Origin of the sequence: Kitasatospora sp. NBC_00240, assembly GCF_026342405.1 — a bacterium.
GTDB lineage: Bacteria > Actinomycetota > Actinomycetes > Streptomycetales > Streptomycetaceae > Kitasatospora.
In genome coordinates this window covers 4,747,202-4,764,060 of the sequence record NZ_JAPEMU010000001.1, presented here as the reverse complement: position 1 = coordinate 4,764,060, position 16,859 = coordinate 4,747,202, and the positions used below count along the sequence as shown (strand labels likewise).

Annotated in this window: 17 protein-coding genes; 8 read left to right on the top strand and 9 right to left on the bottom strand. The window is 76.0% G+C overall.

Going from position 1 to position 16,859, the window contains the following annotated elements:
• Positions 1–165 precede the first annotated feature (165 nt).
• The 6 genes from efeB to OG689_RS20145 form a co-directional block, all read right to left on the bottom strand.
• Complete coding sequence (gene efeB / locus OG689_RS20170) at positions 166–1,422, bottom strand: iron uptake transporter deferrochelatase/peroxidase subunit (protein WP_266322223.1); 1,257 nt, start codon at positions 1,420–1,422, stop codon at positions 166–168.
• Positions 1,423–1,427: 5 nt separating this feature from the next.
• Positions 1,428–3,623 (bottom strand): FixH family protein, encoded by a 2,196-nt coding sequence (locus OG689_RS20165; RefSeq protein ID WP_266322221.1) that lies wholly within the window; start codon positions 3,621–3,623, stop codon positions 1,428–1,430.
• A gap of 12 nt (positions 3,624–3,635) precedes the next feature.
• Entirely contained in the window at positions 3,636–4,130 is a 495-nt protein-coding gene (locus OG689_RS20160) for a copper chaperone PCu(A)C (RefSeq protein ID WP_266322220.1), read from the bottom strand.
• Positions 4,127–4,819 carry an SCO family protein gene (locus OG689_RS20155; RefSeq protein WP_266322219.1) on the bottom strand — a complete coding sequence of 231 codons (693 nt, stop codon included), beginning with the start codon at positions 4,817–4,819 and terminating at the stop codon, positions 4,127–4,129. Before OG689_RS20155 ends, OG689_RS20160 begins: the two co-directional genes overlap by 4 nt.
• Before the next feature lie 103 nt (positions 4,820–4,922).
• A complete protein-coding gene (locus OG689_RS20150; RefSeq protein ID WP_266322217.1) occupies positions 4,923–5,669 on the bottom strand; it encodes a YcnI family protein in 747 nt (248 codons plus the stop codon).
• Positions 5,670–5,826: 157 nt separating this feature from the next.
• Positions 5,827–6,651, bottom strand: a complete 825-nt coding sequence (locus OG689_RS20145; protein WP_266322216.1) for a hypothetical protein — start codon at positions 6,649–6,651, stop codon at positions 5,827–5,829.
• 308 nt (positions 6,652–6,959) lie between these two features.
• Between OG689_RS20145 and OG689_RS20140 the strand changes: the two genes are divergently transcribed.
• The 7 genes from OG689_RS20140 to OG689_RS20110 all read left to right on the top strand — a co-directional run bounded on the left by OG689_RS20140 (position 6,960) and on the right by OG689_RS20110 (position 13,547).
• Complete coding sequence (locus OG689_RS20140; protein WP_266322214.1) at positions 6,960–7,616, top strand: ATP-binding protein; 657 nt, start codon at positions 6,960–6,962, stop codon at positions 7,614–7,616.
• A 199-nt stretch (positions 7,617–7,815) separates the two neighbouring features.
• Complete coding sequence (locus tag OG689_RS20135; protein WP_266322213.1) at positions 7,816–8,730, top strand: LysR family transcriptional regulator; 915 nt, start codon at positions 7,816–7,818, stop codon at positions 8,728–8,730.
• A gap of 102 nt (positions 8,731–8,832) precedes the next feature.
• A complete protein-coding gene (alc, locus tag OG689_RS20130) occupies positions 8,833–9,948 on the top strand; it encodes an allantoicase (RefSeq protein ID WP_266322211.1) in 1,116 nt (371 codons plus the stop codon).
• Between the two features lie 126 nt (positions 9,949–10,074).
• Positions 10,075–10,305 (top strand): hypothetical protein, encoded by a 231-nt coding sequence (locus OG689_RS20125; protein ID WP_266322210.1) that lies wholly within the window; start codon positions 10,075–10,077, stop codon positions 10,303–10,305.
• A 28-nt stretch (positions 10,306–10,333) separates the two neighbouring features.
• A complete protein-coding gene (locus OG689_RS20120; RefSeq protein ID WP_266322208.1) occupies positions 10,334–11,647 on the top strand; it encodes an amidase in 1,314 nt (437 codons plus the stop codon).
• 220 nt (positions 11,648–11,867) lie between these two features.
• The gene (locus OG689_RS20115; protein ID WP_266322206.1) at positions 11,868–12,506 is read left to right on the top strand and encodes a TetR/AcrR family transcriptional regulator; all 639 of its coding nucleotides are present in this window, start codon (positions 11,868–11,870) and stop codon (positions 12,504–12,506) included.
• Between the two features lie 120 nt (positions 12,507–12,626).
• Positions 12,627–13,547, top strand: coding sequence for an alpha/beta fold hydrolase (locus OG689_RS20110; protein ID WP_266322205.1), 921 nt, complete (start codon positions 12,627–12,629; stop codon positions 13,545–13,547).
• Positions 13,548–13,639: 92 nt separating this feature from the next.
• Here the strand turns inward: OG689_RS20110 and OG689_RS20105 are convergent, their stop codons facing one another.
• A complete protein-coding gene (locus OG689_RS20105) occupies positions 13,640–13,876 on the bottom strand; it encodes a DUF5302 domain-containing protein (RefSeq protein WP_073925038.1) in 237 nt (78 codons plus the stop codon).
• 450 nt (positions 13,877–14,326) lie between these two features.
• Here OG689_RS20105 and OG689_RS20100 point away from each other — a divergent pair, with 450 nt between their 5' ends.
• On the top strand, positions 14,327–15,148 hold the full coding sequence (locus OG689_RS20100; RefSeq protein WP_266322204.1) for a protein phosphatase 2C domain-containing protein: 822 nt from the start codon (positions 14,327–14,329) through the stop codon (positions 15,146–15,148).
• Positions 15,149–15,283: 135 nt separating this feature from the next.
• Here the strand turns inward: OG689_RS20100 and OG689_RS20095 are convergent, their stop codons facing one another.
• Entirely contained in the window at positions 15,284–16,234 is a 951-nt protein-coding gene (locus OG689_RS20095) for a pirin family protein (protein WP_266322202.1), read from the bottom strand.
• A gap of 120 nt (positions 16,235–16,354) precedes the next feature.
• Complete coding sequence (locus OG689_RS20090; RefSeq protein WP_229927140.1) at positions 16,355–16,783, bottom strand: SseB family protein; 429 nt, start codon at positions 16,781–16,783, stop codon at positions 16,355–16,357.
• Positions 16,784–16,859 lie beyond the last annotated feature (76 nt).

Here is a 16,859-nt window from a genome sequence, read left to right as displayed (position 1 = left end):
AGGTGTTGCAGAGCGGTACCAGGCTTGCCACCTTAGTCACTCCCCGGGCGGGGCAACGAAGCATCCGCATGATGGGCATGCGAACCCTCCGGCCCGCGCGGCGCCCGGGTCGTCCCGGCGTCCCGCCGCCCCGGATCCAGGACGGCGCGGCCGGGACCGGCCCGGTCAGCCCTCCAGCAGGGCCTGGCCCACGTAGCCGCCCTCCGGCGCGCCCGGCGGCACCGCGTACAGGCCGCTCGCCTCGTGCCGCAGGAAGCGGGACAGGCTGTCCCCGCGGGCCAGCTTGCGCTGCACCGGGACGAACCCGCGCCCGGGGTCGGCCTGGAACGCCAGGAAGAGCAGCCCGGCGTCCGGGGAGCCGTCCGGCAGCGTCCCGTCGTGGAAGGAGAAGCCCCGGCGCAGCATCGCGGCCCCGCCGTTGGACGCCGGTGCGGCCACCCGGACATGGGCGTCGGCCGGCACCGCCAGGGTGCCGTCGGCGTTCTGCGCGGCCAGGTCGACGGGGGTGCGCTCGCCGCCGCCGGAGAGCGGGGCGCCGTCCGACTTGCGCCGGCCGATCACTCGCTCCTGCCGGTCCTCGGGCAGGTTCTCCCAGTTGTCCAGCAGCATCCGGATCCGCCGCAGCACCACGTACGAGCCGCCGGTCAGCCAGCCGGGCTCGTCGGCGCCGCAGAAGATCCTCGTGGCGAAGTCAGGGTCCTGCGGCCGCGGGTTGTTGGTGCCGTCGACCTGGCCCATCAGGTTGCGGCCGGTCGTCGGGCGGGCGGTGGCGCCGGGGGTGCGGCCGAAGCCGGCCATCTGCCAGCGCTGCGCGGCGGTGCCGGCGGCCTGCCGCTGGAGCACCCGCAGCGCGTTGAAGGCCACCAGGGCGTCGTCGGCGCCGATCTGCACCCAGAGGTCGCCGTCGCTGCGGGCCCGGTCGATCGCGTCCTCGGGGAAGTCCGGCAGCGGGTCGAGCGCCCGCGGCCGCTGATCGGCCAGGCCGGCCTTGTCGAAGAGGGTCGAGCCGAACCCGAAGGTGACGGTCAGCGAGCAGGGGCCGGCGTCGGCGGCGATCCGGCTCTCGTACTCGTCGGCGGGCTCGCCCCGGCCGAGCCGGGCGGAGGTCCCGGACCAGCGCCGGAGCAGCGCCCGCAGCTCCGGCCGGCCGGCGCCGGGCAGCAGGTCGAAGGCGGCGAGGTGGACCCGGGCCTGCTGCGGCTCGACGATGCCGGCCTGCCGGGGCCCGTGGAACGGGACCTGCCCGCTGCCGACCGCGCCGCTCCCCGCCTGCCCGGCGGGAGCGGACGCGGACGCGGTGGCCCGGCCGAGCACCGCGCCGCCCGCCGCCCCGGCGACCAGCCCGGCGCCGGCCCCGCCCAGCAGGGTGCGCCGGGAGAAGCCCGCGGCGGCGCCCGCCTCGGGCCCGGTCGTGCTGTTCATCGTGCTCAGCCGATCTTCAGGGACTTGGTCTCGGTGGCCTGGTCGATGTCCGAGGAGCGGACCACCACCGACACCACCCAGTTCCCGGCCAGCGGCAGCTGCGCGGTGCCCGTCCAGCGTCCGGTGCCCTCCGTCGTGAGGGCGACCGGCAGGGGGCCGAGGTCGCGGTCCGGCAGGGTGAAGGCGAGCTGCACCTCGGGCACCTCGACCGGCTGCCCGTCCGGGCCGTCCAGCTTGAGGTGCACCTCGTTGGCCCCGGCCCTGGCCGGGTTGAGGGTGACGGTGGCGGTGCCCTTGGCGTTGGCGGTGCGGCCGCCGGTGTCGTAGGGCAGCTTCAGCTCCATGGTCTGCCCGGGCACGGTCTGCGGCGCCTGCGCGCCACCGGCGGCGCCGCCCGCCGGGGCGGACGCGGCGGGCCGGTCGGCGCTCGCCGCGACGGCCTGGGCGACCCGGCCGGGCGGGGAGTTGGTGAGCATGGTGGTGACCACCAGGACGGCGACCGCCACCCCGGCCTCGACCAGCACCGAGCGGCGCAGCCCGGCCTTGGCCGGGGTGAAGTCGCGCTCCCGGCCGGCGTTCCTGCGGGCGGCCCGCTGGCGATCCAGCTGGGCCTGCCGGGCGGGGTCCACCGGCCCGGTCGCGCCGTTCGACCCGGTGCCGGCCGTGACCAGCTCCTCGGCGGGCCGCTCGATCCTCGCGTCCCGTTCCTCGCTGCTGTCCCGCTGCTCGGCCGCGCCGGCGACGCCGGTGGCCTCCTGCTCCGCCGCTGCCGCCGCTGCTGCCACGGCGGCCGGCTCGGCGCCGGCGGTCCGGAGCCGGGCCACCCAGGAGCGTGAGATCCAGGCCACCCCGAGCATCGCGGCCACGCAGCCGACCTTGATCAGCAGCAGCCGGCCGTACTCGGTGTCGACCAGGGCGCCCCAGCTGCCCAGCCCGCGCCAGGACTGGTAGATCCCGGTCACGGTGAGCGCCGCCACCGAGCCGAAGGCGATCTTCGAGAAGCGGTCGGCGGTCTCCGCGCCGAGGCCGTGCCGCAGCCCGACCAGCAGGGTGGCCAGGCCGCCCAGCCACAGGGCCATCGCGATCAGGTGCAGGATGCCGAAGGGCAGGGCCAGCCAGACCTGGATGCCCACCGAGGCGTGGTCGGCGCCGACCCAGGTGGCGGAGAGTGCGACCGCCAGCAGCAGCCCGGCCACCCCGAGACCGATCCGGGCCTCGCGTTGCGGCCGGTCGGCGGCCCGCTCCTCCAGCCGGCGCAGCTCGTCCTCGTCGGCGTCCTCGTCGGCGTCCTCGTCGGGGCCGGTGCCGGGGCCGGTGCCGGGGTCGGTGCCGGGGTCGGTGCCGGTGTCGCTGCCGGTCGCCGTGCGCGTGTCCGGGTCCGTCCCGCCGTCGGCCTTCGCCGGCACCGGGCCGCCGAGCTGGCCGACCAGCAGGGAGAGGAAGACGCCGGCGGTGGCCAGCAGCAGCAGCCGGGCGGCCAGCGCGGTGCCGATCCGCTCGTCCAGGGTGGTGCGCACCAGCGAGAGGTCGAAGGCCTGCCCGAGGCCCGAGCCGCGCTCGTACGGCCCGCGCAGCAGCAGGACCGCGATGGTGGACAGCAGCAGCGCGACCCAGCCGGTCATCAGCAGCCGCTGCACCGTGCGCACCGCCGCGCCGGCCGGCCAGCAGAGCAGGACGAAGCCGGCGGCGCCCATCAGCAGGGCGAAGGCGCCGTACGCGACGGTGCGGCCGGTGCCGTAGAGGGCGGCGACCAGGCTGTCGGCCTTGGCCTGCTGCAGGGCGGTGGTGGACACCGAGGTGTCCGAGGGGGCGCCGATGGAGAAGGTGAAGGCGCCGCCCACCGGGTGCGAGTCGTCCGACACGGCGCGCCAGGCGACGGTGTAGGTGCCGCCGGCGAGCCCGCTGTTCAGGCCGACCCGGGCGGTGTTCTCGCGGCCGTCGGCGTGCCCGGGGTTGCCGGAGTCGACGGGCCGGCCGGCCGGGTCCAGGACGCGGACCGAGTCGCCGGAGAGCGAGACGCTCTCGCTGAAGGTCAGCGTGACGAAGCTCGGCGCGGTGGCGACCACCGAGTTCTGCGCCGGGTCGGTGGACTGCAGTGTGGCGTGGGCGGAGGCGGGCCCGGCGCCGGCGACCATCAGCGCGAGCAGCGCGCCGAGAATCCCGAGCAGTCCGGTGAGCCTGCGGTGGCTGGCCTTCGGCATCTGGCGAATCCCCTAGTTTCCTGAGTCCTGCTGGCCGGGCCGGTAGGTGAGCGGCTTGACCGGCACCCGGACGGCGATGGTGCCGGACCTGGCGAAGGTCAGGTCGAGTTCGATCACGTCACCGAGGGCGGGCTGCTTCGACCACCCCATGATCATCAGGTGCGTCCCGCCCCGGGCGAGCTCCAGGGCGCCGCCGGCCGGGACGGCCAGCGGTCCGGCGCTCTCCATCGAGGTCTCCGTCGAACGGTGCATGGTGACCGAGGATGCCCCGGGACTGCTCACCTTGACCAGCTCGTCCTCGCCGCCCGCGTTGCGCACCGTCAGGTAGCCGGCGGCCATCGCGCCGCCGGCCGGCAGCGGGATGTACGGGTCGGCGATGCTCAGCCGCGCCTCGCCGCCGGCTGCGCCGTGGTCCGGTCCCCAGGCGACCAGGATGGTCCCCGCGCCGAGCACGGTCGCCACCACGGCGCCGGCGATGGCGGTGGTCCGGAAGGAGCGGCTGCTCACGCCGGGACCCCCTGGGCGAGCAGCGGCAGGTCGTGCTGGTAGGTCTGCACCGAGGTGGCGCTCAGGTAGAGCAGGTGCGCCTTGTCGTCGGGCAGGAAGGCCAGCACCTGCGCGCCGTGGGTGGAGGTGACGCTGCCGTCCTTGTTGACCACCGGGTCCTCGACCAGGATGCCGAGGGGCTTCGCGGCCGCCTTGACCTTGTCGAGGTCGCCGGTGAGGCCTATGAAGTTCTTGCCCATCGAGTCGAGCCAGGTGCGCAGCACCTGGGGGGTGTCCCGCTGGGGGTCGGTGGAGACGAACACCACGTCGACCTTCTGCTGCTCCTCGGGGGAGAGCTTCTGCATGGCCACGCCGATGTCGCCCATGGTGGTGGGGCAGACGTCGGGGCAGCTGGTGTAGCCGAAGAACAGCAGCGTGCTGCGGCCCGCGGTCTGCTTGCGCAGGTCGTACGGCCGGCCGTCGGTGTCGTTCAGCAGCAGGTCGGGCTTGTCGAAGTGCTTGCTGAGCACCGTCCCCTGGTACGGGGTGTCCTTGGCCTCCTTGGAGACCTTCGCCGGGCCGGCCTGGGCCTGGCCGCCGGAGCCGCAGGCGGTCAGCGCGAGGACGGCGGCCAGGCCGACGGCCGCCGCGCCGAGCAGCCGGGATGCGCCGTGGCGGGCGGCGCGGGTACGCGTGGTGCTACGAGACATTGCTGGTTCCGATCGTGCGCGCTGGTCTCACCGGCCGGGCCGTACCAGGTGGGTACGGCCCGGCCGGCGCGGGGACCTCCCGGCCGGGGCCGGGGGGGGAGGGTCAGGAGGCGGCGCTGTCGCCCTTGCGGCGCAGGCCGAGGAAGCCGACGCCGGCGCCGATCACGCCGACGACGATGCCGACCACGCCGAGCACCCGGGCGGTGGAGTCGCTGCTGGAGCTGCTCGACGTGCCGGCGGAGTCCTGCGAGGCGGTGGCCTCGGCGTGGTGCCCGTCGGCGGCCGGGGAGGCGCCGGCGGCCGCGGCGGCCTTGGTGAGGGTCAGCACGGGCGCCGGCTTGGCGGGCTCGGGCTGACCCTCCTTGGCCTCGTCGATCCAGCGGACGACCTCGCCGTTGTCGTAGCTCTGCAGCGCCTTGAAGGTCAGGCTCCCGGTGTCGGTGGGCAGCGGGCCGAGCGAGACCCGGAACTCCTGGAACTGCCCGGCGGCGATCTTGGTGCCGGGGTCGGCGGTCCAGGTGATCTTCGAGACGGCCTCGTTGACGTCGCTGCCGTGCACCTTGATCGGCTTGTCGAGCTTGGACTTCTCCAGCGTGGCGGTCCAGCCGGGCAGCGGCAGCGTGCGGACCGAGGCCAGCGGGTGGTCCATCGGGAGGTTGACCTCCAGCTTGACGGTGCTCGCGGTGTCGCTCTCGTTGGGCACCCGGAAGTCGACGGCGGTGTACGCACCCTGCTGGGCGTTGCCCGGCTGCACGGTGACGTGGGCGAAGGCCGGGCCGGCCAGGGCCACGACGCCCGCGGTGGTGGCGAGGGCGAGGGCGGCGATGCGGCGGGCAGGAGTGGAACGCATGGCTGTGGGTCTCCGATCGGAGGAGGGCGGGCCGCGACCGGGTACGGGGGTTCCCGCACCACGGGCGGACCGCGCCGTGGGGTGGCCGGACAGCCGTACCGCTCGACGGGTACGGCTCCGTGTGCGCACCCGGGCGGCCGCTGTGGCGGCGCTCCCGTCAGTGCGCGAAGGCCACCTTCGGCGGACCGCGCCGCACCACGCTGTGCCGCAGGGCGGCCGCCACCGGCAGCCGCAGGTTCCCCGTACCGGCGCCGGTCCGGCGCACCGAGCCGCCGGGCGTGCCGAGCAGCCCGCGCAGCAGTACCGCGACCAGGGCGAGCACCGTGCGCAGCGGGGTCGCCAGTTGCTTCGCGGCGGCGGCGGTGATCCGCAGCAGCCGCCAGAGCGCCGCCTCGCCGCGCCGCAGCCACCAGCCGGCCACCAGCGCGGCGGCGAGGTGGCCCGCGAACATCCCCGGGGTCAGGCCGAACAGGCCGTCCTGCCACCAGGGCGCGGCCGCGTACGCCGTCGGGTCGAGACCGGCGTCGCTGATCAGCTGCTCGGCGGTGGTGCCGGCGGGCAGGCCGGCGAGGGTGCCGGGGTGGGTCTCGTTGCAGAGCAGCCGGACGGCGAGCTGCGGCGCCGTCATCGGGCCGGTCCCGCCGTGCGTCATCCCGGTCATCGCGGTGGCGTGGGCGGCGGTGCTGTGGAAGAGGCCGTGCAGGCCGAGCTGACCCGCCGCGAGGGCGCCCGCGATGCCGGCCAGCGAGCGCTCCCGCCCGCCGAGCAGGGCCGCGAACGCGAGCACCGCCGTGAAGCCCGCCGCCAGGGCGGGCAGGGCGACGTTCCCGCCGCCGGACGCGGCGTGGCCGACGGCCGCCGCCAGGGTGCAGACCAGCGCGAACGGGAGTGCCCGCGCCAACCGCAGATCCCAGGCGGCCGCCCGGACCGGGGCATCCGGTACGGCGGCACCCGGACGCGCGGTGGCGGGGTGGTCAGTCATGGCCGGGACATCATCTCACCGAGCCTCCGGCGCCAAGGGGGAGGGTGGGAGTTAGTCCTTCCGGCGGCCGGAAAACCCCGATGGCACGGCCGGATCCCGCTGCTCGGGGATGCGGTCGGAGCGGAGGGATTGGCTGCCGAATAGCCCGTTCGGCCCCGGCGCGCGGGCGCTGCCGTGCGCCGCTCGGCATACACCCGGGCCCCCGTCCATCCGCCGTACGAGTGATGGCTTGCCGTCCGGACGGTTCGCCGCCGGATCGCCCGGAGATAACTGGAGACATGTGGAGCCGCAGCCAGGAGGGACCTCCCGTGGACATCTGGTGGACTCTGCACCTCAAGCGCGACCCCGCCAGCGTGCCGCTGGCCCGGCGGCTCCTGCTCGGCGCGATGGACAGCGCCGGGGTGGACCCCCAGGTCTCCTACGACCTCGGCGTCGCCCTCACCGAGGCCTGCGCCAACGCCGTCGAGCATGCGGCGGCCGGCTGCCCCGACGAGAAGTTCCAGGTCACCGCCTCGATCAGCGGTGACCGGCTGCGGATCGAGGTCACCGACTCGGGCCCCGGGCTGCCCGCCGCCCTGCCGGCGGCCCTGCCCCGGCCGCCGAGCCGTCCGGCCGGGGCGGCCACCCGCCCGGCGGTCCGCTGCCGTACCCGCCGGGGCCGCGCCTCGCTGCCCGCCGCGGCGCTGACCGCCCACCGCACCCGGCCGGTCGGTGCCCCGGCCCCGTACGACACGCATGTCCTCCCATCCGGGGCCTTCCCGGCCGGCCGCCCCTCCCCGGCGCCGCGGACGGTCGACCCGGACACCCTCCCCGACCTCGGCGCGGAGAGCGGGCGCGGGCTCTTCCTCATCCACGCCCTCACCGACCACGTCCAGCTGCGCAACCACCCGCTGCGCGGTGCCATCGTCAGCTTCGACAAGATCCTCACCTGGCGGGACGGCGCCCGGCTGCGGGTGGCCTCCTGAAGCCCTGGGCCCTGGGCCCCGAGCCCCGAGCCCCGAGCCCCGAGCCCCGAGCCCCGAGCCCCGAGCCCCGAGCCCCGAGCCCCGAGCCCTGGGCCCCGAGCCCCGAGCCCCGAGCCCCGAGCCCCCCAGCCCTGCCGTCCGGGCCCCGGGCGCCCCGGCCCCGCCCGGCCGCCCGCCGTGCGCCGCCTACCCTGGCCCGATGACCGACTGGGACCTCAGGAAACTGCGCGTGCTGCAGGCGCTGGACGAGTGCGGGACGGTCACCGCCGCCGCCGAGCGGCTGCGGATGTCGCCCTCGGCCGTCTCGCAGCAGCTGTCCGCGCTGGCGAAGCAGCTGGGCGCGCCGATGCTGGAGCCGTACGGCCGGCGGGTACGGCTGACCAGCGCGGCCCGGCTGGTGCTGGGCCACGCCGAGCGGGTGTTCGGGCAGCTGGAGCGGGCCGAGGCGGAGCTCGCCGGGTACCTGCACGGTGAGGCGGGCGAGGTGCGGGTGGGTGCCTTCGCCACCGCGATCGGCGGCCTGCTGGTGCCGGCCGTCACCCGGCTGCGGGTGCAGGCCCCGGGCCTGACCGTGCGGGTGGTCGAGGCCGAGGCCGCCGAGGCGTACGGGCTGCTCGCGGCGGGGGAGGTCGACCTGGCGCTCTCGCTGTCCGTCCGGCCGCCCTCGGCCGGCGACCCGCGCTTCGTGCGGTACCCGCTGCTCAGCGACCCGATGGACGTGGCGCTGCCGCCGGGCCACCCGCTCGCCGCGGCCCCCGGGCTCCGGCTGGCCGACCTCGCGGCCGAACCGTGGATCTACGGGGCGGCCGGGCCCTGGCGGGACATCACCCTCGGGGCCTGCGCCGACGCCGGCTTCGTGCCGGAGCGGGCGCACACCGCGTCGGACTGGTCGGCGATCCTGGCGATGGTGGCGGCCGGGATCGGGGTGGCGCTGGTCCCCCGGCTGGCTTCGGCGGGGCGCGGCGGGGCGGCGGTGGTCCGCCCGCTGCCCGCCGATCTGCCGGCCCGCCGGGTGATCGCCGCCGTCCGGATCGGCACCGAGCAGGCCCCGCCGCTGCGGCGGGTGCTGGCGGCGCTGGAGGCCGCGGCGGGCGGGATCGTGAAGACCGGCTGAACGTTTCGGGCAGATCTTTGCGATGGACCTGATGGTTCGTCCGGCGCCACAGTGGAGCGACCGGCCGACCGCACCGTCCGCTCCGTCCGAGAGGTGACCCGCATGCCCGCCAGCCCCACCGACCCCGAGAGCACCCCCGGCGCCCCCGGCACCCCCGGCACCGACAGCGCCGACGCCCGCCCCTACGCCGGGGGCAACCCGTACGCCGACTACCGGCACGGCGCGTTCGCCTTCGCCGCGCTGACCGACCTGGCCGACCGCCGGCTCGGCGGCGCCGTCCTGGCCGCCAACGACGAACTCTTCGCCGAGCGGGAGAACCTCCTGCTGCCGGAGCCGGCCGAGTTCCGCCCGCACACCTTCGGAAACAAGGGCCAGATCATGGACGGCTGGGAGACCCGCCGCCGGCGCGGCGCCGCCACCGCCCGCCCGCACCCCGCCGCCGAGGACCACGACTGGGCGCTGATCAGGCTGGGCGTGCCCGGGATCGTGCACGGCGTGGTCGTCGACACCGCGCACTTCCGCGGCAACCACCCGCGGCAGATCGCCGTCGAGGCCACCGAACTGCCCGGCACCCCCGGCCCCGAGGAGCTGCTGGCCGCCGACTGGGAGCCGCTGGTGCCCCGCTCGCCGGTACGCGGCCACGCCGCCAACGGCTTCGCCGTGGCGAGCCGGCGCCGCGTCACCCACCTGCGTCTCAGCCAGTACCCCGACGGAGGCATCGCCCGGCTGCGGGTGCACGGCGAGGCCCGGCCCGACCCGGCCTGGCTGGCCGCGCTGGGCACCTTCGACCTGGCGGCCCTGGAGTACGGCGGCGCCGTCGAGGACGCCTCCGACCGGTTCTTCTCGCCGCCCGCCAACATGATCATGCCCGGCCGGCCGCGGGCGATGGGCGACGGCTGGGAGAACCGCCGCCGCCGCGACGAGGGCCACGACTGGGTCCGGCTGCGGCTGGCCGGCCGCGGGGTGATCCGGGCCGTCGAGATCGACACCGGCTACTACGTCGGCAACGCGGCCGGCTGGGCCGCCCTGCACGGCCGCGACGAGCACGGCGGCCCGGACGACTGGTTCGAGCTGGTGCCGCGCACCCGGCTCCAGCCGGACGCCGTCCACCGCCTGCTGCTCCCCGGCGCCCGGCCGGTCACCCAGGTCCGGCTCGACGTCTTCCCGGACGGCGGGATCGCCCGGCTGCGCCTGCACGGCAGCCTGCTGGACGGCTGAGCGGGTCGGACGGCGCCCCAAGGCGGCCCGCCGCCCCCGCCCCCGCCCCGGAGCCGGGCCGGCCCGCCGGCGAGGGTGATCGGGGCCCGGGTTGCCGGGCCCGAACGGCCGCCGGACGATGGGGACATGTTGCATCAGATGCGTGCCGAGTACGGGTCCGGCGGCCCCTCCGCCGGGGTGAAGATCTGGCACATGGTCCGGGAGGGCGAGGCGGCAGCGATGTGCGGCCGCGAGATCGCCCCCGGGGCCGCCACCAAGGAGCCGACCGACTGGGGCAGCACGGCCGAGCTGTGCTGCCACACCTGCGGGGCGGTCTTCCTGCGTGAGGCGCCCTACCTGCCCGCCGAGCACCAGTAGCCGGCGGGCGCAGAGGGACGGCGCCGACGTGCAGCCGCCGACCGCCCCGCTTTCGCTGACCCGCGAGGCCGCCGCCCTGCGGGCCGGCCGGCCGCCGCTCCCCGAACACACCGACCGGCTCTGCGCCCGGATCGAGCAGGTCGACCCGCTGCTGCACGCCTTCGTCCCCGAGCCCGGCCGGCACCACCGGCTGGCCGGCGAGGCCCGCGCGCTGGCCGCCCGGTACCAGCGGCCGGCGGACCGGCCCCCGCTCTACGGCGTGGCGGTCGGCGTCAAGGACATCGTGCGGGTCGACGGCCTGGCCACCCACGCCGGCTCGGCGCTGCCGCCCGGGGTGCTGGGCGGGCGGCAGGCGGAGCTGGTGGGCCGGCTGCGGGCGGCCGGCGCGCTGGTCGCGGGCAAGACGGTGACCGCCGAGTTCGCGATGAACGCGCCGGGCCCGACCCGTAACCCGCACGGCCCCGCGCACACCCCGGGCGGTTCCAGCAGCGGATCGGCCGCCGCCGTCGCGGCCGGGCTGGTGCCGCTGGCGGTCGGCACCCAGACCGTCGGCTCGGTGATCCGCCCGGCGGCCTACTGCGGGGTGGTGGGGTTCCGGCCCACGTACGGGCGGATCCCGTTCGACGGCGTGATCCCGAACGCGCCGAGCCTGGACACCGCCGGGTTCTTCACCGCCGACGTCGCGGGCGCCGCACTCGCCGCCTCGGTGCTCTGCGACGGCTGGCGGCCCGGCGGCGACGCCGACGACCCGCCCGTGCTGGGCGTCCCGGCCGGCCCGTACCTCGACCAGGCGGGCCCGGCCGCGGCCGCGGCCTTCGCGGCGCAGCTGGAGACCCTGGCGGCGGCCGGGCTGACACTGCGCCGGGTGGAGCTGATCCCCGACTTCGACGAGGTCGCCCGGCACCTGCGGACCGTCTGCCGGTACGAGGCGGCGCAGGCGCACGCCGACTGGTTCGCCCGCTTCGGCGGGCTCTACCGGCACGAGACGGCGGCCGCGATCCGGCACGGCCAGGAGATCGACCCGGACGACTACCTGGCGGCGCTGCGCGCCCGGGCCCACTTCGCCGCGCGGGTCGCCGAGATCGCCGTCCGCGAGGGCGTCGGCCTCTGGCTGGCGCCGGCCGCCACCGGGCCCGCGCCGCTCGGGCTGGAGAGTACCGGCGACGCCGTGATGTCGGTGCCGTGGAGCTGGGCCGGGCTGCCGGCGGTGACACTGCCGGCCGGACGGAGCGCGGACGGGCTGCCGCTCGGGCTGCAGTGCGTGGGGGCGGCCGGCGCCGACGAGCGGCTGCTGGCCGGGGCGGCCCGGCTGGAGCGGGCGCTGGCGGCCGGCACCCGGTAGCGGCGCCCCCGACCCCCCGGCAGCACCCGACCCCTCGGCAGCACCCGACCCCCTCGGCAGCACCCGACCCCCCCGGCAGCACCCGACCCCCCGGCAGCCCCCGGCCGAACGGGCCGCCGCTCCGGCGCCGGGCTATACGCTGGCGGGACCAGGGCGTGCGGGCGGTTCGCGGGTGCGGACGGCGGCCGGCGCCGTCCCGTCGCGACAGCTGAGGTGGGCAGTGGCCGGCTCTTCCACGGACGGACGTGTGCTGCGCGGTGAGGAGACCCGCCGGGCGGTCCTGCGGCGCGCGGTCGAGATCGCCTCGGTGGAGGGCCTCGGCGCGCTGTCGATCGGCCGGCTGGCCACCGATCTGGGCCTGAGCAAGAGCGGGGTGTTCGCCACCTTCGGGTCCAAGGAGGAGCTGCAGCTGGCGACCGTCCGGGCGGCCCGGCGGATCTTCTTCGACGCCGTGGTCGAGCCGGCCCGGTCGGCTCCCCCGGGGCTGGCGCACGTGTGGGCGCTGTGCGCGGGCTGGCTGGCGTACTCCCGGTCCAGGGTCTTCCCCGGCGGGTGCTTCTTCTACGAGGTGGGCGCCGAGTTCGACGCTCAGCCGGGGCCGGTCCGCGACCTGCTCGCCGAGGCGGCCCGGGACTGGGACGCGTTCGTCCTCGGTGCGCTGGCGAACGCCCGCGCGGCCGGCGAACTGCGCCCGGACGCGGACCTCGAACAGCTCGCCTTCGTGCTGATCGGCGTGATGGAGACGGCCAACTCGCACGGGCTGCTGTACGGCGGGCCGCTGCCGTACGACCGGGCCGAGAAGGCGGTCCGCAGTCTGCTGCGGGCCGAGGCGGCCGATCCGGCGCTGCTGCCCGGCTGAGAACGACCGGGGCCGGGCCCTTGCCAGGGGGCTTTTCCTGCCCCGAAAACTGCACGAACGATCGTGCTAATATCTCCGCAAGTTCGGCCCCCACTCAGCCAACCCCGACAGGGAGAACAGATGGATCCGGCCGTCGCACTCATCGGCAGTACCCTCAACGCCACCTCGCTGCTCTCGCCCCGCGCGGCGGGCCGGGGTGCCTTCGAGATCTTCCTCCGCCCCGGCCGGCGGGGCCGGGTGCGCCCCGCCGAACGCGAGGTGCACGAACGTGCGGTCACCGAGGAGCTGACCGTCCACGGCACCCGGGTGGTCGCCTACCGCTGGGGCGACGGTGCCCGGCCCGTCCTGCTGCTGCACGGCTGGCAGTCCCGGGCGTCCCGCTACGCGGCCCTGGTGCCCCGGCTGCGCGCGCTCGGCCTCACCCCGGTCTCCTTCGACGCGCCCGGCCACGGCGACTCCGGCGGCCGGACGACCACGATCCTGGAGTACCGCGAGGCGATCCGGCGGATGCAGGACCGCTACGGGGTCTTCGACTCCGTCGTCGCGCACTCCTTCGGGGTGACCTGCGCCTTCCTGGCGCTGCGCGAGGGCGTCCGGGCCGGGCGGCTGGTCGCGGTGGCCGGCGTCAGCGAGTTCGGCTACCTCCCGGCCCGCTTCTCCGCCGGGCTCGGCCTGCACGCCAGGGTCGAGCGGGAGCTGCGGCGCCGGATCGAGCAGGAGCTGTTCGCGGGGACGGACGACGTCTGGGAGCACTTCGACGCCGCCCACGACCCGGCCGCCGTCCCGCTGCCGATCCTCGCCGTGCACGACGAGGGGGACACCGTCGCCCGGATCGGCCAGGCGCACCGGCTCAAGGCGGCGTACGGGGACCGGCTGGAGCTGCTCACCACCCGGGGTCTCGGCCACAACCGGATCCTCACCGCCCCGGCCGTGATCGACAACATCGTCGGCTTCCTGGGCGAGGCCAGGACCGGGGGCGGCGGCGAGGGCCGTCCGGCGGCCCACGCCGGGTCCGGGTCCGCTGCGGGCGCCGCCGGGTGACCGCCCCCCGGGTGACCGCGGCAGTCGGGCCGCACGACGGAGCGGGCGGCCCCCTGGGGGACCGCCCGCTCCGTCAGCCACCCGGGGGAGGCTCAGCCGCCGCTCTTGCGGCGGAAGTTGCGCTTGCCGCCGGCCGCGCCGTGGGTGCCGTGGATCTTCCCGTCGGCGCCCGGGCCGCCGCCGGCCGCGTCCGACCGGTTGCCGTGCTTGCGCTCCAGCGCGGCGAGGAACTTCGCCTTGACGTCGTCCTGGGCGGGCGCCTCGGTCTCGGGCGTCTGCGCCGTCGCGGCCTGCTCGGTCTCCGCTGCTTCGCTCGTGTCGCTGGTCATTCAGGACCTCCTGGACGGGGGTGGCGCCGGATCATGCGTTCACGGACACGATGCCACGTCCGACAGGGGGCGGCGGCCCGATTGCCGCCCGTCCGGCGCACCGGCCGCCACCGCGGGAAGCCCCCGGGTGCCGCAGCGGGGCCCGCGGGCCAGGGTCAGTGCGGGCGCTCGCCCTCGTCGGGGAAGCGCGGCCCGCCGATCAGGAACAGCAGCGCGGCGGTGGGGAAGCCGATGGAGGCGGCCACCAGGACGATGAATTGCCAGACCATCGGAGCTCTCCTCGGTCGGGTTCGGGGCCGGGCCGCCGACCCGGCCAAGGCCGGAAGGCGATGGTGGACGGCGGTGATATACGACGGTATGTCGGCATCCGTCCGGTGGCCACCGGACACGTGCGAGGGATCGCGTGCAGGGGTATGGGCACCGCGCCCACCCGGCGGCCACACTGGCGGGATGCACGTACAGCTCGCAGGGGAACCGCAGGAGCCGGGCCGGGAGAGCGAAGACTTCGCAGTGGCCTCCTCGGAGGCGCTGGTGCTGCTCGACGGGTCGAGTTCGCCGGAGGCGATGGAGTCGGGGTGCCGGCACGGCACCCCCTGGTTCGTGCGCAGACTCGGGGTGCACCTGCTGGCCCGGCTGACCGACCGCGCCGACCGCTCGATCGCGCAGTGCCTGGCCGACGCCATCGCGGAGACGGCGGCGCTGCACGGCGGGCGCTGCGACCTGGGGCACCACAACACCCCCGCCGCGATGGTGGTGGCCGCCCGCCGGCACGGCGCCTCGCTGGAGTACCTGGTGCTCGGGGACTCGCTGCTGGTCCTGCAGTACAAGGACGGCCCGCCGCGGGTGATCGGCGACAACCAGCGCTTCCCGGACGGGGAGGAGCTGCGCCGGCAGATCTGGACGACGGTGCCCGGCTCGGCCGAGCGCGAGGAGCTGCACCTGCGGTACGCGCTGGCCGTCCGCGCGGCCCGCAACAGCGGGAACGGACCGTGGATCGCGGCGGCCTCGCCCAGGGCGGCCGGCCACGCGGAGACCGGCTTCGTACCGCTGGAGGACCTGCGGGCGCTCGCCGCCGTCTCGGACGGCGCCTCCCGGTTCACCGAGCGGTTCGGTCTCGGCAGCTGGTCGGACGCCCTGCAACTGCTCGCCGAGTCGGGCCCGGCCGAGCTGATCGCGCAGGTCAGGGCGGTCGAGCGGGCCGATGCCGGGTGCGAGCGCTGGCCGCGCGGCAAGGCGCACGACGACGCCTCGGCCCTCTACGCCAGGATCTGACCGGAGGCCGGGATCCCGGGCGCCGAGGGCCGAGGCGGGGTGTGCCGGGGCGGGCTGCGCCGAACGTGCTGCGCCGGGGCGGCGCGTCCGTGCCCGCGCACGGTCGCGCCCCGGTGAGTCGGTCGATCGGGTGGGTCAGTCGATCGGGTGGCCGAAGGAGCCCGACTGGAAGTCCTTCATGGCCTGCTCCAGTTCGCGGTGGCTGTTCATCACGAACGGACCGTGCCAGGCCACCGGCTCCCGGATCGGCTGCCCGCCCAGGATGATCACGTCCAGGTTGGGGTGCCGGGAGTCCTGCAGGGCGTCGGCGGAGATGGTGAGGGTGTCGCCCTCCCCGAAGACCGTCGCCTGGCCGGTGCGTACCGGGCGGCCCTCGGCGCCCACCTTGCCGTCGCCGTTCAGGACGTACGCCAGGGCGTTGAAGTCCCGCCGCCAGGGGATGGTGACCTGCGCGCCGGGGGTGATCGAGGCGTGCAGCAGGGTGATCGGGGTGTGGGTGGCCCCGGGGCCCTGGTGGCCGTCCAGCTCGCCGGCGATCAGGCGCAGGATCGCGCCGCCGTCCGGGGTGGAGAGCAGCTTGACGTGCCCGCCGTGGATGTCCTGGTAGCGCGGGGCGGTCATCTTGTCGGAGGCCGGCAGGTTGACCCAGAGCTGGATGCCGTGGAAGAGACCGCCGGTGGCGACCAGCGACTCCGGCGGGGTCTCGATGTGGAGGATGCCGGAGCCGGCCGTCATCCACTGGGTGTCACCGCCGCCGAGGTGGCCGCCGCCGCCGTGCGAGTCCTTGTGGATGAACTCGCCGTCGATCAGGTAGGTGACGGTCTCGAAGCCGCGGTGCGGGTGCCAGGGGGTGCCCTTGGGCTCCCCGACGCCGTACTCCACCTCGCCCATCTGGTCCATCATGATGAACGGGTCGAGGTACTTGGTGTTGATCTTCGCGAAGGCGCGGCGGACGGGGAAGCCCTCGCCCTCGAAGCCCTCGGGGGCGGTGACCACCGTCAGGACCGGACGCGGCGTGTTGGCTGCGGGGTCGGGGGTGGCGACGCGCGGGAGGGTCAGCGGGTTGTCGACGGTCACGGCGGGCATGTCGGCCTCCTTCGGGGTGTGTGGCCTACGTCCAACAGATTAGTTCAATTCTCAACCACAGGCAAGTTGAAGGTTGAACTAAATGGGTGGACCAATGCCCGTCGGGCACCGCCCGCCGGATCAGCCGTACATCCGCCGCATGGTGAAGTCCACCATCTGCTCCACGGCCTTGGCGTCGAACACCATCCGGTGCTCGCCCTCCATGTCCAGCGCGAAGCCGTACCCCGTCGGCAGCAGGTCCAGCACCTCGGCGCCGGAGACGCTGAAGTGCTTGGACTCCTTGCCGGCGTAGCGGCGCAGCTCCTTCAGCGAGCTGAACATCGGGATCACCGGCGTGGGGGTGTTGTGCAGGGCGAGGAAGCCGGGGCGGTCGCCGCGCGGGCAGTGCACCTTGGAGGTGATGAAGATGGCCTGGAAGTCCTCCACCGCCATCGAGCCGGTGGTGAAGGCCCGGACCGCGTCCGCCAGCGAGGGCGGGGACGGTTCCGGGTACAGGGACTGCTGCGGCGCGGCCTGCGGCTGCTCGCCGTACGGTCCGGGGCCGGGCATGCCGTTCATCCCCGGCTGCGGCCCCGCCTGCTGGTAGGGGTCGCTCGGGTATGCGGTCTGGTCATAGCCGTACACA

Coding starts and splice junctions, on each gene's coding strand:
- efeB (WP_266322223.1), bottom strand. CDS start 1,422: ATGAACAGCACGACCGGGCCCGAGGCGGGCGCCGCCGCGGGCTTCTCC.
- OG689_RS20165 (WP_266322221.1), bottom strand. CDS start 3,623: ATGCCGAAGGCCAGCCACCGCAGGCTCACCGGACTGCTCGGGATTCTC.
- OG689_RS20155 (WP_266322219.1), bottom strand. CDS start 4,819: ATGTCTCGTAGCACCACGCGTACCCGCGCCGCCCGCCACGGCGCATCC.
- OG689_RS20150 (WP_266322217.1), bottom strand. CDS start 5,669: ATGCGTTCCACTCCTGCCCGCCGCATCGCCGCCCTCGCCCTCGCCACC.
- OG689_RS20145 (WP_266322216.1), bottom strand. CDS start 6,651: ATGACTGACCACCCCGCCACCGCGCGTCCGGGTGCCGCCGTACCGGAT.
- OG689_RS20135 (WP_266322213.1), top strand. CDS start 7,816: ATGACCGACTGGGACCTCAGGAAACTGCGCGTGCTGCAGGCGCTGGAC.
- alc (WP_266322211.1), top strand. CDS start 8,833: ATGCCCGCCAGCCCCACCGACCCCGAGAGCACCCCCGGCGCCCCCGGC.
- OG689_RS20125 (WP_266322210.1), top strand. CDS start 10,075: ATGTTGCATCAGATGCGTGCCGAGTACGGGTCCGGCGGCCCCTCCGCC.
- OG689_RS20110 (WP_266322205.1), top strand. CDS start 12,627: ATGGATCCGGCCGTCGCACTCATCGGCAGTACCCTCAACGCCACCTCG.
- OG689_RS20105 (WP_073925038.1), bottom strand. CDS start 13,876: ATGACCAGCGACACGAGCGAAGCAGCGGAGACCGAGCAGGCCGCGACG.
- OG689_RS20100 (WP_266322204.1), top strand. CDS start 14,327: ATGCACGTACAGCTCGCAGGGGAACCGCAGGAGCCGGGCCGGGAGAGC.
- OG689_RS20095 (WP_266322202.1), bottom strand. CDS start 16,234: ATGCCCGCCGTGACCGTCGACAACCCGCTGACCCTCCCGCGCGTCGCC.
- OG689_RS20090 (WP_229927140.1), bottom strand. CDS start 16,783: ATGCCCGGCCCCGGACCGTACGGCGAGCAGCCGCAGGCCGCGCCGCAG.